General features: G+C 67.3%; 9 protein-coding genes. 5 read left to right on the top strand and 4 right to left on the bottom strand.

From position 1 onward, the window contains the following. The first annotated feature begins 10 nt into the window (after positions 1–10). From VGI12_10390 to VGI12_10375, 4 genes are all read left to right on the top strand, one after another. Positions 11–1462 (top strand): MBL fold metallo-hydrolase, encoded by a 1452-nt coding sequence (locus VGI12_10390; protein HEY2433070.1) that lies wholly within the window; start codon positions 11–13, stop codon positions 1460–1462. Positions 1463–1532: 70 nt separating this feature from the next. Further along, a complete protein-coding gene (locus VGI12_10385) occupies positions 1533–3548 on the top strand; it encodes a hypothetical protein (protein ID HEY2433069.1) in 2016 nt (671 codons plus the stop codon). Continuing rightward, the gene (locus VGI12_10380; GenBank protein HEY2433068.1) at positions 3545–5488 is read left to right on the top strand and encodes a hypothetical protein; all 1944 of its coding nucleotides are present in this window, start codon (positions 3545–3547) and stop codon (positions 5486–5488) included. The genes VGI12_10385 and VGI12_10380 overlap by 4 nt, the downstream gene beginning before the upstream one ends. A 38-nt stretch (positions 5489–5526) precedes the next feature. Then, positions 5527–7641, top strand: a complete 2115-nt coding sequence (locus VGI12_10375) for a peptidylprolyl isomerase (GenBank protein ID HEY2433067.1) — start codon at positions 5527–5529, stop codon at positions 7639–7641. Here the strand turns inward: VGI12_10375 and VGI12_10370 are convergent. The 4 genes from VGI12_10370 to VGI12_10355 all read right to left on the bottom strand — a co-directional run bounded on the left by VGI12_10370 (position 7638) and on the right by VGI12_10355 (position 13539). Further along, complete coding sequence (locus tag VGI12_10370) at positions 7638–8681, bottom strand: LD-carboxypeptidase (protein HEY2433066.1); 1044 nt, start codon at positions 8679–8681, stop codon at positions 7638–7640. The genes VGI12_10375 and VGI12_10370 overlap by 4 nt on opposite strands. Before the next feature lie 17 nt (positions 8682–8698). After that, positions 8699–11602 (bottom strand): excinuclease ABC subunit UvrA, encoded by a 2904-nt coding sequence (uvrA, locus tag VGI12_10365; GenBank protein HEY2433065.1) that lies wholly within the window; start codon positions 11600–11602, stop codon positions 8699–8701. Positions 11603–11645: 43 nt separating this feature from the next. Then, positions 11646–12578 (bottom strand): hypothetical protein, encoded by a 933-nt coding sequence (locus VGI12_10360; GenBank protein HEY2433064.1) that lies wholly within the window; start codon positions 12576–12578, stop codon positions 11646–11648. A 106-nt stretch (positions 12579–12684) separates the two neighbouring features. Then, positions 12685–13539 (bottom strand): serine hydrolase, encoded by an 855-nt coding sequence (locus VGI12_10355; GenBank protein HEY2433063.1) that lies wholly within the window; start codon positions 13537–13539, stop codon positions 12685–12687. 25 nt (positions 13540–13564) lie between these two features. Between VGI12_10355 and VGI12_10350 the strand changes: the two genes are divergently transcribed. Further along, a partial coding sequence (locus tag VGI12_10350) for an FAD-dependent oxidoreductase (protein ID HEY2433062.1) occupies positions 13565–14117 on the top strand: 553 nt, incomplete at its 3' end.

Below are 14117 nucleotides of genomic sequence, written 5' to 3'. Positions count from 1 at the left end.
TGCACCGCACATGATTTCGATCACCTTTCTTGGCGCCGCGCGCACGGTCACCGGCTCCAAGTACCTCGTCGAGTCGAACGGCTCGCGCATCCTGGTCGACGCGGGGCTCTTCCAGGGCCTGAAGGAGCTGCGCGAGCGCAACTGGCAGGACCTGCCCGTGCCCGTTTCGACCATTCAGGCGATCGTCCTCACGCACGCCCACCTCGATCACTGCGGCTATCTGCCGCGGCTGGTCGCGCAGGGCTTTCGCGGCCGCGTCTTCTGCACGCAGGGCACGCAGGATCTCTGCCGCATCGTGCTGCCCGACGCCGGCAGGCTGCAGGAGGAGGATGCGTCGTTTGCCAACCGCCACGGGTTCTCGCGGCACAAGCCGGCGCTGCCGCTCTACACCGAGGTGGACGCGGCTCGCGCGCTGACGCTGCTGCAGCCCTGCGGCTACGACCGCCGCCTGCCGGTGGCCGCCGGCATCGACGTCGAGTTCGTCAACGCCGGCCATCTGCTCGGCTCGGCCTATGCGCGAATGCACGTCGACGGGCGCGTGGTGTTGTTCGGCGGCGATCTCGGCCGCTATGCCCGGCCGGTGCTACCAGATCCGACGCCGATCGCAGATGCCGATGCGCTGCTCGTCGAGTCGACCTATGGCAATCGCCTGCACGAGCGGGACGACAATGGCGCCCGCGTCGCGGAGATCGTCACGCAGGCGGCGCACAAGGGAGGCAAGCTCATCATCCCGGCGTTTGCCATCGGCCGCGTCGAAGAGCTGCTGTACTGGCTCAAGCGCCTGGAAGACGAGCGGCGGATCCCGACGCTGCCGGTGTTTCTCGACAGCCCGATGGCATCCGCGGCGCTGGCGCGTTACACCGCGCGCGTCAGCGAGCTCGATCCGGAGCTGCGGCCCGAGCAGCGCGACGACAAGGCGCCGCACGACGCCGCGGCCGAACCGACCCCGCCGTCCGTCCGCCGCCGAAAGGCGATGCAGGAGCGCGACATGTGCGTTTTCTGTACCGAGCGCTTCCGGGTGATTGCCTCGCCCGAGGAATCGAAACAGCTGACCGCATCGCGCGCGCCGGCGATCGTGATCTCGTCGAGCGGGATGGCGGAAGGCGGGCGCGTGCTGCACCATCTGAAGGCGGCCCTTCCGGACGCGCGCAACACCGTCCTGTTTGCCGGCTATCAGGGCGTGGGCACACGTGGCCGGCGCCTGGTCGACGGAGAGAAGACCGTGAAGATCCACGGAGAATGGGTCCCGGTGCATGCGGCCATCGAGCATCTCGACTCGATGTCGGCTCACGCCGACGCCGGCGAGATCATGCGCTGGCTGAAGGGCTTCACTCGCGCACCCGCGCGCACCTTCATTGTCCATGGCGAGCCCACCGCACAGGACGCCCTCGCCGCGCGCATCCAGGCCGAGCTTGGCTGGTCCACCCACCCGCCCGAGCACCACGAGCGCATCGAGTTCTAGAGAGCTCCGGGGCGCGGAGAAGATGTGCATCCGTGTTCGTCCGTGGCGGTCTGTGGCCTAAGATCAAAGCATGCGCACACGGTTCCTCGTGCTCGGCCTGACGGCCATTTTCTGGGGCGGCACCACCGCCGCGCAGCAGACTCCACTCGTCGAAACGGTGGGCGACACCGGCTTCCTCCAGCTGCAGGCACCCAGTTTCGGCCAGCTCACGCCCGATCAGAAGCGGCTCGCCTACTGGTTGACGCAGGCGTCGATCGCCGTCGACCCCATCATCTACGACCAGCTCTCGTCCTATGGCATTCCGCTCAAGCGCCTGCTCGAGGGTATCGTCGGCCGCCAGGCGGTTGTGCCGGCGCGTCTCTATCCGAAGATCCGTGAATATGCGCTCCTCGTGTGGGCCAATCGCGGCAATCACAACGAGCTGACGTCGCAGAAGTTCCTGCCCTCGTTCACGCCCGCGGAGCTCGAGGCGGCTGCACTCGCGGCGCAGGGCGCCGGAGCCTTCGGGGCGGCGTATGGAGACCTGCCGGCGCTGCCCGATGCCGCGGCGGTCCGCAGGGCGCTCGCCGATCTGCAGCGGCCGATTTTCGATGCCGCGTTCGAGCCGATGGTGACGGCCAAGACGCCGCCGCCCGGACAGGACATCCTGCAGGCGAGCGCCAACAACTTCTACAGGGGCGTCTCGCTGGCCGATCTCAAGGGCTTCGACGAGCGGTATCCCCTCAACTCCCGCGTCATGAAGGACGCGCGCGGCATTCGCGAAGAGGTCTATCGCGCCGGCACGCCGGACGGACGCGTGCCGCCGGGCCGCAACGCCGTGTATCTCGAGAAGGCGAACGCATACCTCGCCAGGGCCAAGGCGGTGGCGGATCCGGCGCAGGCGAAGGTGATCGACGATCTGATCCGTTTCTATCAGACGGGCGATCCCCAGGATTGGCTGAGATTCGGCGCGGCCTGGGTGCAGAACGATGCGGTCGTCGACTTCGCCAACGGATTCATCGAGGTCTACCGCGACGCACGCGGCGCCAAGGGCAGCTCGCAGAGCTTTGTCACCATCACCGACAAGCCGGTGACCACGGTGATGACGAAGCTCGCGCAGAACGCCGCCTATTTCGAGCAGAAGGCGCCGTGGGACGCCCGCTACAAGAAGCGCGACTTCACGCCGCCGGTCGTCAAGGCGGTGGAGGTGTTGATCGAGACGGGTGATTTCCACGTCAGCACGATCGGCGACAACCTGCCCAACGAGCAGGAGATCCACGCGAAATACGGCACCAAGAACTTCCTGTTCCTCGCCAGCAGCCACGCGCTCGACGCCGCCAGTACCTCGACGATCGACGAGTTCGGCGCCTCGCCCGAGGAGATCGCGCGGTCGAAGAAGTACGGCGAACAGGCCGAGGACATGCTGACCGCCATGCACGAAGTGATTGGCCACGGCTCCGGCCAGTTGTCCGACACCGTGCAGGGGCAGCCGGCGAAGTTCTTGAAGGAATACTATTCGACGCTCGAGGAGGCGCGCGCCGACCTGATGGGGCTCTGGAACGTCTGGGACCCGAAGCTCCAGGAGCTGGGCCTGGTCAAAGACCAGGACGAGGTTGCGCGTGCCATGTACGACAACGCCGCGCGCGCGCCGCTGACGCAGCTGCGTCGTATCCCGAAGGGCGACACGATCGCGGAAGACCACCAGCGCGACCGCGCGCTGATCGCCGGTTTCATCAAGGACAAGACTGGAGCGATCCAGTATTTCGACCGCGACGGGAAGACCTACGTGCGCGTGACCGATTACCCGCGAATGCGGCAGGGAGCAGGACAACTGCTCGCCGAGCTGATGCGGATCAAGGCGGAAGGGGACTACGGCGCGATCAAGGCGCTGGTCGACGCCTATGGCGTCCACTTCGATCCGAAGCTGCGCGACCAGATCGTGGCGCGCTACCGCGCGCTGAAGTTGCCGACCTACTGGGCCGGCATCAACACCGAGGTGTCGATGGGAACGGCGGGCGCGTCGGTTGCGTATCCGCGGGATCCGGTCCGCCAGTATCTCTCGTACGGCTCGATGTACGATGCCAGCCTGAAGGTGCCGACCCGATGAGCACGCCGACCGCCGCGGCCGCCGACCGGCGTCCGTATCTCCTCGAGCGTGTCGAAGACGCCGCCGTCGTCCAGCTCTATGCCGACGGCTTCGCCGAGCTGCCGCTGCGCGAGAAGACGCTGATCTACCACCTGTACCTCGCGGCCATCGCCGGGCGCGACATCTATTACGACCAGCGGTACGAGCACAACCTCGAGATGCGGGACGTGCTGGAGGAGATCGTCACGCACGCCGAGGGCCTCGATCCCGGCGTGCTCGGTGCGATCTGGAGCTACACGAAACTGTTCTGGATCAACACCGGCCCCTACAACAACCTCACCGCCCGCAAGTTCGTGCTGAAGACGACGGCCGGGGCGCTGGCGGCGGCGTCGAAGCGCGCCGCGGCCAACGGCGCGCGTTTCCCGTTGCGCGCCGGAGAGTCGCTGCCCGACCTGCTCGCGCGCCTCGAGCGCTGCTTTTTCGATCCCGGCTTCGAGCCGATCGTGACCAGCAAGACCCCCGGCGCCGGCCACGACATCCTGCAGGCGAGCGCCAACAACCTGTATCGCGGCGTGGCCATGGCGGACCTGGACGGGTTCGACGAGCGCTATCCCCTGAACTCGCGGCTCGTGATGAAAGACGGCGCGCTCGTCGAAGAGGTCTACCGGGTCGGCGGCCGCTACGACACCTATATTCGCGAGATCGTCCGCCATCTCCAGGCCGCCGTGCCGCTCGCCACACAGGCGATGGCGGCGGCGCTGGACGCGCTGATCCGGTTCTACGAGACCGGCGAGGCCGCCGACCGCGTCGGCTACGACATCGCCTGGGTCCATGATCGCGACTCGCCGGTCGACACGATCAACGGCTTCGTCGAGGTCTACATGGATGCGCGCGGCGTCAAGGGCGCCTGGGAAGCGCTCGTCTACTACGTCAATCCGCTCAAGACCAGGGAGATCCGCAAGCTCGCAGACGCGGCGCAGTGGTTCGAGGATCGCATGCCGTGGGACGACGATTATAAGAAGCGCGGTGTCTGCGGCATCTCCGCCAACGCCATCGACGTCGTCGTCGAGACCGGCGACTCGGGCCCTGTGACCCCGGTCGGCATCAACCTGCCCAACGACCAGCGTATCCGCGAGCAGCACGGCAGCAAGTCGGTGTCGCTGTCGAACGCCACCCAGGCCTACGACAAGTCCACGCTCCCTGAATTCCGGCGCGAGTTCGCGTGGAGCGACGAGGAGGCGGCGCGTGCCGAAAAGTGGAGCAGCATCGCCTCCGAGCTGACCACCAACATGCACGAGGTGATCGGCCACGGCTCGGGCAAGATCCGCGAGCACCTCAATGGCAATCCGCAGGGCGTGTTGAAGGAGCAGTACTCGGCGCTCGAGGAATCGCGCGCCGATCTCGTCGCGCTCTACTTCCTGCCGGATCCGAAGATCGCCGATCTGGGGCTGGTCGATTCGGCCGACCACGACGAGATCGTGCGCGCCGAATACGAGGCCTACGCGCGCAACGCCCTGGTGCAGCTGCGCCGCGTGCGCGAGGGGACGCAGATCGAAGAAGACCACATGCGCAACCGGCAGATGATCGTCCGCTGGCTGATCGAGAACACCAGCGCGATCGACGTGCGGCGCCGCGACGGCAAGATCTACTACCTCGTCGTCGACGTCACGGCGTTTCAGCGCGGGGTCGGCCGCCTGCTCGCGGAGGTCCAGCGCATCAAGTCGGAAGGGGACTACGCGGCGGCGAAGACGCTGTTCGAGACCTACGGCGTCCATTTCGATCCGCTGCTGCGCGACGAGGTGGTGGCGCGCGTCGAGCGCTTGCAGATGCCGTCGTACACCGGGTTCGTGCAGCCGCGCCTCGAAGCCGTGCGCGACGGCGACGGCGTCATCACCGACGTCCAGATCACGTATCCGCTGGATCTGGCGGCGCAGATGCTGGAGTATTCGGGACGCACGTAGGCGGAGCGCAGGGCCTTCAGGTCCGCCAACGAGACGAGATGAAGTTGATCGCGGCGTCGCTTGCCGGCTTGTGGCTGGTGGCGCAGACCACCAGGACGATCGTAGCGCCCGCCAACGGCGTCGCCGCACAGGTGCGGCTCTTTGGTGAGCCGCTCGCCGTGCTCAACGCCGAGAAGGCATGGCTCGGCGCCGATGCGTTCTGGCCGCTCGCGAAGGCGACGGATCCGACGATCCAGCGCTACGCGCTGCGCGCGCTGGGCCGTCTCGAGGATCCGGCCAACGTGCCTCCCCTGGTGGCGTTGGCCGAGACCCGCACCCCCTTCGACAAGCCGACCACGATCCACGACCGCCGCGCCTATGCTGCGGACGCCGTCGCGCAGTCGTTGTACCGGTTCGATCCCGCCCGCGATCCGCAGCTCATCGCCGACGTCGCCGCGTGGTTCCTGACCCTCTCAGATCTGGATGCGCCAGATGGCCGGTCGCCCATCGTCGCGCCGCTCGGGAGCATCACCTACGGGACGGAAGAACAGTTCCACGCGGCTGAGCGCCGCCTGCTCCGGGCCTACGAGAGGCTCGAGCCGAACCCGCGCACCGAGGGCGTCGCCCATCAGGCGATCGCGACGCTCGAGTCGCTGGTCCGCCTGAATCCGAGGTTCGCGCAACTGGAGAGTGACACGCTGACGCGACTGCGTCAGCTCGCTACCGACCAATCGGGGAACGAAGCCGTGGTGCGAATCTCGGCGTTTCGCACGCTCGTCGGCCGCGGGCTCGACGCCGAGCTGGAACTCACCGCGCTGCACGCCGGCGAGAACCCCGAAATCGTCAGGCTTGCGACCGAAGCGCTCGTCGGGACCGGCGGCGGTCTCGACCCGGCACAGCTCCTCGACGAAATCCAGTTCGCGCTGAAGAGCGGCGACCGTTACCTCGGACTGCGCGGCTACGTCCGCTTCGAAGCAAAGACGCAGGGCTGCGGCCCGATTGTCGATCTCCTGGACGATCCGAGCCGGCTCGTCGCGCTCGAGGCGATCGACGCCCTCGGCGATCTGTGCAAAGACGACGAAGACATCACGAAACGTCTCGACGGCGATCTCCGCGTACCGCCGGTGCAGGGATCGTGGTCGCGAGAGACCCACGTCTTCGTGACCATGGCCAAGCGCGCGCCTGAGAAGGTGGCGCTGTTCGCGAACGCGTTCGTGACGCACCAGTCACCATGGGTCCGCATGTATGCGGTGCGCGCGGTCGTGGCGCTCGACGACATTCCGCGGCTCGAGAAGCTGGCCTACGACACCGACGACAACGTCCGCGAAGCGGCGCTGGCACCGCTGCTCGCCTTGAAAAACGACCGCGGGGATCCGGTGCTGATTGCCGATCTCGGGCGCGACGACGTGCAGCTGCTGCGAGCGGCGGCGATCCTCGCGAAGGCGGCGCCGGCCGACGAGAAACTGACGGCCGCGCTGGTGGACGGGCTGCTGCGCTTGACGTCCGGCCAGAAAGAATCCTCGCGTGACGGACGCCTGGCGCTGATCGACGCGCTGAACGTCCGCGCCAGGCCGAGCGACGTGGCGCGGTTGCGGCCGCTGGCGAAGGACTTCGACCCGGTCGTGGCCGCCGCGGCCGCCGAGCTGCTTTCGAAACTGACCGGCAGCCCGGTGAAGGCCGAGCCGCCGCCGGTGCAGCGCGGCTGGCAGCAGCAGTTTTCTGATCTGTCGAACCAGTGCGTCAAGGTAGCGTTGTCATCCGGCCAGTATTTCCGGATGCGCATGGCTCCGGAAGGAGCGCCGATCGCCGCCGACCGGTTCCTCAAGCTGGCGCTGGTCGATCATTACTACGACCGTCTTTACATCCACCGCCTCGTCCCGAACTTCGTCGTCCAGATGGGCAGTCCCGGCGCGAACGAGTATTCGGGACACAAGGAATACATGCGCGACGAGATTGCGCTGCCGAACACGGCTGGGTCGGTCGGTTTGTCGATCCGAGGCCGCAATACCGGCGATGCGCAGTTCTACATCAATCTCGTCGGCAATCCGCGGCTCGATCGCGGCTACACCATCTTCGCGCACGTCCTTGACATGGGCTCGGTCGGCGCCATCGAAGAAGGCGACATGATGGAGTCGATCACGAGCACGCGCTGTCCGGGACCAGACGAGCGTTAGGCGACGGGCGTCTCGAGCAGCGTCAGTGATCCTTTGTCGGCGTCGATCTCCACCTGCACGCCGAGCGGCAGCGTCCACTGCGGTTGGGAGTGCCCGATCATCGCACCAGACCACGCCGGCACGCCGAGCGGCTTGATGTGGTCGGCGAATATCTCCTCGAGCGTCAGCGCGCCATAGTTGCCGTCGCCAGGGCCGCACTCGGCGCAGCTACCGAAGACGAAGCCCTTGATCTTGCCGAGCACCCCAGCCAGCTTCAGCTGCGTCAGCATGCGGTCGATGCGGTAGAAGTCTTCGTGGGTGTCCTCGGTGAAGAGGATCGTGTCGTCCCAGTCGGGCAGATAGGGCGATCCCAGGATGGTGGTCATCACGGTGAGGTTCCCGCCGACCAGCCGGCCGCGCGCCCGGCCCGGAGTGATCGTCTGCGTCCGGAACTCGGTCTGCACGAGCGCGTTGCGCTCAGAGAGACCCTGCTTGTTGGTGTAGGTCACCCGCTCGCCGGTGAACAGGACGCGCTTGTAGTAGTCGAGTGAATAGCTGTCCCAGCGGCCGAGGCCAATCGGGCCGTGGAACGTGACGAGGCCGCTCTTGCCAAGGATGGACAGCAGCAGGGCGGTGACGTCGCTGAAGCCGATGATCACTTTCGGATTGCTGCGGATCATGTCGAAGTCGAGGTACGGCAGCAGCCGCGCGCTGCCCCAGCCCCCGCGAATCGCGTGCACCGCGGCGACCGACGGATCGGCGAACGCGGTGTTGATGTCGGCGGCGCGCGCCTTGTCGTCGCCGGCGAGGTAGCCGTGGCGATCGAGCAGGTGCGCGCCGACCTTGACCTTGAAGCCGAGCGCGGCGAGCGACTCCTTCGCAATTTCGAGATCGACGGTGTTGAACGTCGCATTCGCCGGCGCGACGAGCGTCACCGTATCGCCGGCGGCGAGCCGCTTCGGTTTGATCACGCCAGGCGTGGCCGCGGCGCGCGCCGCCAGGGGCACGACCGCCGCCGCCGAGACGATCGCCGCGGATTGAAGGAATTCGCGTCGCTGCATGCGAGGCATCTTACCTGCTACAGGTGTTTCTTGAGGAACGCACCCGTGTGGGACGCCTTGCATCTGGCGACTTGTTCCGGCGTGCCGGTGACGACGACTCTGCCGCCGGCGTGGCCGCCTTCCGGGCCGAGATCGATCACGTGATCTGCCGTCTTGATCACGTCCATGTGGTGCTCGATCAGGATCACCGTGTGGCCGGCGTCGACGAGGCGGTTCAGCGAATCCAGCAGCTGTTGAATGTCCGCCAGGTGCAGCCCCGTCGTCGGCTCGTCGAGGATGTAGATCGTGTGCTTCGAGCGCTGCAGCGTGCTCAGCTCGGTCGCGATCTTGACGCGCTGCGCCTCGCCGCCCGACAGCGTCGTCGACGACTGGCCGAGCGTGAGGTAGCCGAGTCCGAGTTCGGCGAGGACTCTGACCTTGCGCTGAATGGTGGGATCGGCGGCAAAGAAGCCGACTCCTTCCTCGACCGACATACTGAGGACGTCGGCGATCGTCTTGCCGCGAACGGTGACTTCCAGCGTCTCGTTGTTGAAGCGCGCCCCCTTGCAGACCCCGCACGTCACCTCGACGTCGGGCATGAAGTAGAGCTGCGTGGTGATCGCCCCTTCCCCCTGGCACTCGTCGCAGCGCCCGCCGGCGACGTTGAAGCTGAAGCGTCCTGGCTTGTAGGCCCGCTCGGCGGCGAGCGGTGTCGCCGTGAAGAGATCGCGGATGGCGTCGTAGAAGCCGATGTAGGTCGCCGGATTGGAGCGGCTGTTCCGGCCGATCGGGGACTGGTCGATGTTCACGACGCGGCGAACCTGCTCCAGGCCGTCGATGCGGTCGTGCGCGCCGGGCAGCGTGCGCGTGTCGACGAGGTGCTTCCACAGCGCCTTATAGAGGACCTCGTTGATCAGGGTGCTCTTGCCGGAGCCGGAGGCGCCGGTGATCGCGATCATCGTGCCCAGTGGAAACGGCACGTCGAGCGACTTGAGGTTGTTCTCGCGAGCGCCGCGCACGGTCAGCACGTGGCCGTTGCCGGCGCGGCGTCGTGACGGCGTCGCGATGGACCGCTTGCCCGACAGGAACTGCCCGGTCGGCGACGCCTTGCATCGGAGAATGTCGTCGAGCGTGCCCTCGACGACGACCTGCCCGCCATGGACGCCGGCGCCGGGCCCCATCTCGATCAGGTGATCGGCCGCTCGGATCGTGTCTTCGTCGTGCTCGACGACGATCACGGTGTTGCCGATGTCGCGCAGGCTCTCGATCGTGTGGATCATCTTGACGTTGTCTTTCGGGTGGAGACCGATGCTCGGCTCGTCGAGGACGTAGAGCATGCCCATCAGCCCCGATCCGATCTGCGTCGAGAGCCGGATCCGCTGCGATTCGCCGCCCGAGAGCGTGCCCGAGCGGCGGTTGAAGTTCAGATAGTCGAGGCCGATGCCGAGCAGCAGGCCGAGGCGGCCGCGGATCTCCTTGAGCACCTGTCGCCCGGCGTCGGCGCCGCGGCCCGACGGCTTGATCGTGCCGAGGAAGTCGTGCAGCTCGTCGAAATTGAGCTGGCCGATCTCGTAGATCGACTTGCCGCCGATTGTGAACAGCAGGCGCGTCGCGCGCAGGCGGGCGCCCTGGCAGTCGGGGCAGGTCTGCTCGACCATCACCTTGTCGAGCCACGCCTCCATGTTCGAGTTCGCCTCGCCGCGCTGCCGGTAGCGGCGATAGTGGCGCTCGATGCGGCGGGCGATGCCTTTCCAGCCCAGCTCGCGTCCCTCCTCGTTCGACTTCAACGCCGCCTTGGCGTCCGGCGGCGTGCGCAGCGCGATCTTCCGGTCGACCCCGTAGAGAATCGCCGTGCGGGTCTTCTCCGGCAGCTGCTTCCACGGCGAGTCGAGCGGGAAGTCGAGCGCGACCGAGAGGCTGTACATCATCCGCCCGTCCCAGGTGTCGGGGTTGTATTTGTAGGCCTCCTTCACGAAGCAGCCGCCGAGGATGCTGCGCTTCGGATCCGGGATGAGCAGCTCCGGATGCGTGACCTTGTCGACGCCGAGGCCGCCGCAGGTGCGGCAGGCGCTGTCGGGGTTGTTGAAGACGAAGTAGTCCGGCCCGATGTCGCCGTAGACGAGATGATGCGTGGCGCTGCTGAGCCCCTTGTAGAAGCGCTCGGCCTCCGCCTTGCCGGCGCCCCTGGCGACGTGCACCTGCATGAGGCCGTCGCCGAGCAGCAGCGTCGCGGCGATGCCTGCCTTGATGCCCTTTTCGTGCCGCCGCGCCACGACGAAGCGATCGACGATCGCGTCCATCTGGCGGACGTCGTCGGACTCGAGATCGACCTCTTCGGAGATGTCGACAGGCTTGCCGTCGATGATCAGCGTGCGGCAGCCTTTCTTGCGGACCTCGGTGAACACGAATTCGAGATCCTCGCCGTAGACCTTGAACACCGGCGCGCGCAGCTCGATCTCGGCGCCGTCGGGCAGCGCCAGGATCGCTTCGAGGATCTGGCTGGCCGAGCGGCTCGGCACCGGCTCCTGCGTCCGCGGACAGTGCGGGTCGCCGATCGTCGCAAACACCAGGTTCAGATAGCTGCCGATGTCGGTCATCGTGCCGACGGTCGAGCGCGGGTTGCTGGCGTTCGTCTTCTGCTCGATCGAGATCACCGGCGATAAGCCGAACACGAAGTCGACGTCGGGCTTCGACACCTGCGCGACGAACCGCTTGGCGTAGCTGGAGAGCGACTCGAGGTAGCGGCGCTGTCCCTCGGCGTAGATGGTGTCGAAGGCGAGACTCGACTTGCCGGATCCCGAAAGCCCGGTGACGACCACCATCCGATCGCGCGGGATCTCGACGCTGACCTTGCGCAGGTTGTGGACGCGCGCCCCCTGCACGGCGATCGTCGTACGTGGGGCGCCGCGCGGCGCGGCTTTAGGGAGAGGTGGCTTCGGCATTCGACATTCGGCATTCGACATTCGACATTCCGGCCGGAGTAATTCAGCGGCCGGCCGGCGGCTCTGCGACGAAGAAGGCGAGCTCCTCCAGCATCACCGTGCTGCGTCTGGTCAGCTGCACCGGCGTCGACGCCTTGTCGATCAGGCCGCGATCGGCCAGGTACTCGCATGCGCTCGTCATGCTCTCGATCCCGTACGTCTTCTTGAAGTGATCGTCGATGTCGCGGCTGGATCGCACGTCGCCGTGCTGGCGCAGGTAGTCGAGCACCGGCGCGAACACCTGTGGGGCGCGCGCCGCAAGATAGTCCTCGACGGCCGCCAGCGCTTTCTCGATCGTCTCGCGCCGCGTGCCGTCGCGCAGCACGTCGAGGTAAATGGTCTGCATGAGCGCCGGGTTGATCGGCACGGCCTGCGGCAGGACCTCGCGGTCGGGCAGCAGCCCGGCGGCGATCACCTCCATTTTCGCGATCGGCCCGGCCGTGAAGAGCACCCACAGCGCGGTGTAGGCGATGTCGCCACGCGTTTCGAGCCACTTGCGCGCCTTGTAGAGCGGCCCGAGTGCCCCGGTGGCGGCCTGCAGCAGCAGGATGGCGGTGTCGCGCCCGCCGCGCGAGCGCAGCCGATCGAAGAGGGCGGCGATCGTGGGGTCGTGCGTGTAGAGCAGGCGGCCCTTGGCCAGAAACGAATGGATGAACGATCCGTGCAGGGCGCCTTCGACGACTTTCCGGAAATCGGTCCGCGGCATCAGGAGCGCGTGCACGTTGACGCCGTCGGCGTAGAGCGGGATGTCGCCGGCCGGCACCTTGCGATCGTCAATCGTGACGAAGACCAGATCGATGTCGGACCGCGCCCAGACCGTGTCGTGCGCCAGGCTGCCGCAGAGAATGGCGGCGAGCACCGACGCATCTTTCCGTGCCTTCTCGACGAGCGCCTCCAGCGCGGCTGCGAACGCCTGCGGGACCGTCGGCTCGCTCATCGCTTACCCGAGGGGCGTCGCTCCTCGGACTCCCCCACACGCGTTCTCAGGCGCCGCTCCGCCGGCGCGCTCCGCTCGCGTGGCTCGCTCGCGGCGCTCGCTCGCATCACTTCTCGAGGTAGGTCCAGACTTCGCGCGAGATCGACGCAATGAGCGCCCCGCTCACCTGCTGATCCTCGATTCCGCGCACCAGCACGACGAGCACGTAGGGCCGCGGCCCGTAGACGATCGCCGCGTCGTGATGGATCTTCGTGATATTGCCGGTCTTATGCGCGACGACGGTGCCGTCGGGCAGGCCGGCGGGGATCGCGTCGTGGAACGTCTGGCGCTTCAGGACCGCCACCATCTCGGCGTCGGCCCTGGCGCTGACCGCTTTTCCCTGCGCGAGCTTCAGCAGCAGGACCTCCAGCGCGCGGGCCGTCGTCTGGTTGTTCATCCCCTGGTCGAACGCTTTCTGATCTTCGACGCCGCGCAGCACGATCATGCCGTCGGCGCCCAGCCGATGCACCGTCTGCCGCACGTGCTCCGCGCCGACGCGCTCGATCAGCAGGTTGGCCGCGAAGTTCGAGCTCACGGTGATCATCGCCTCGCACAAATCGCGCAGCGACATCGTCGAGCCGACGTGCCGGTAGACCGCCGCGTCGGAGTCGTCGCCGACGCTGAGCTGATAGACGCTGCCGTCGACGATGCTGTGGAACTCGTTCTTGATCGGGAGCGGCTCGTCGAGGCGCAGCGGGCCGGCCTCGGCCTGCCGGAAGAGCTCGATCATGATCGGCACTTTCATCGTGCTCGCCGCGTGGAACGGCTTGTCGGGATCGATGAAGAGCTCGCGCGAGCCGTCGAACGTCCGCATCGCGACGGCGACCTCGGCGCCGCTCGCGGCGATGAGTTTGTGGACGCGCGCGTCGAGGTCTGCCGCGGGTGCGGGCGTCCGGATGAGCAGGAGCAGCAGGCACCACATCGGCTCCCAATAGTAATCTTGAACGATGCGCAGTCGCGATCTGACCGGCGTCAGCGTCATCGTCGCCGGGGCCGGCCTGGCGGGCCTCGCGGCGGCCCGCGAGCTCGAGGCGCGTGGCGCCGCGGTGACCGTCGTCGAGGCGCGCGCGCGGGTCGGCGGACGCGTCTGGACGCTGCGTGACGCCTTCGCGAACCGCCAGCAGGGCGAGGCTGGCGCCGATCTCATCGAAGGCGAGCAGGAGCACGTGCTCGGGCTGGCGAAGTCGCTCGGCCTGCAGCCGGTGCGCATCCTCCGCGGCGGCTTCGGCTTCTACGGGCCCGATGCGCGCGGCACGCGCCGCATTCACGCCTCGCCGTCGACGTTCGCGCGGGTCGGCAAGAGCCTCGGACCGAAGCTCGAGGATTTCAAGCGCGCCGAGGCGCGCTGGGACAGTCCGGTGGCCGCGGCGCTCGGCCGGCGATCGGTGATGCAGTGGCTCGACGAAATCGAGGCGCCGCGCCAGTTGAAAGCCGGCGTGCGCGGGCTGCGCGGCTTTTTTCTCGCCGATCCCGAGGACCTCTCGCTGCTGCCGCTCGTCG

The sequence above is a fragment of the Vicinamibacterales bacterium genome (assembly GCA_036496585.1).
Lineage (GTDB): Bacteria > Acidobacteriota > Vicinamibacteria > Vicinamibacterales > 2-12-FULL-66-21 > JAICSD01.
Note: the sequence above shows the minus strand (reverse complement) of the source record. Positions and strands in the feature narration are given on the sequence as shown.

Excerpts from the sequence above, each read along its gene's own strand:
- VGI12_10355 (HEY2433063.1), bottom strand. The coding sequence starts at position 13,539 with ATGTGGTGCCTGCTGCTCCTGCTCATCCGGACGCCCGCACCCGCGGCA.
- uvrA (HEY2433065.1), bottom strand. The coding sequence starts at position 11,602 with ATGCCGAAGCCACCTCTCCCTAAAGCCGCGCCGCGCGGCGCCCCACGT.
- VGI12_10375 (HEY2433067.1), top strand. The coding sequence starts at position 5,527 with ATGAAGTTGATCGCGGCGTCGCTTGCCGGCTTGTGGCTGGTGGCGCAG.
- VGI12_10390 (HEY2433070.1), top strand. The coding sequence starts at position 11 with ATGATTTCGATCACCTTTCTTGGCGCCGCGCGCACGGTCACCGGCTCC.
- VGI12_10360 (HEY2433064.1), bottom strand. The coding sequence starts at position 12,578 with ATGAGCGAGCCGACGGTCCCGCAGGCGTTCGCAGCCGCGCTGGAGGCG.
- VGI12_10370 (HEY2433066.1), bottom strand. The coding sequence starts at position 8,681 with ATGCAGCGACGCGAATTCCTTCAATCCGCGGCGATCGTCTCGGCGGCG.
- VGI12_10385 (HEY2433069.1), top strand. The coding sequence starts at position 1,533 with ATGCGCACACGGTTCCTCGTGCTCGGCCTGACGGCCATTTTCTGGGGC.
- VGI12_10380 (HEY2433068.1), top strand. The coding sequence starts at position 3,545 with ATGAGCACGCCGACCGCCGCGGCCGCCGACCGGCGTCCGTATCTCCTC.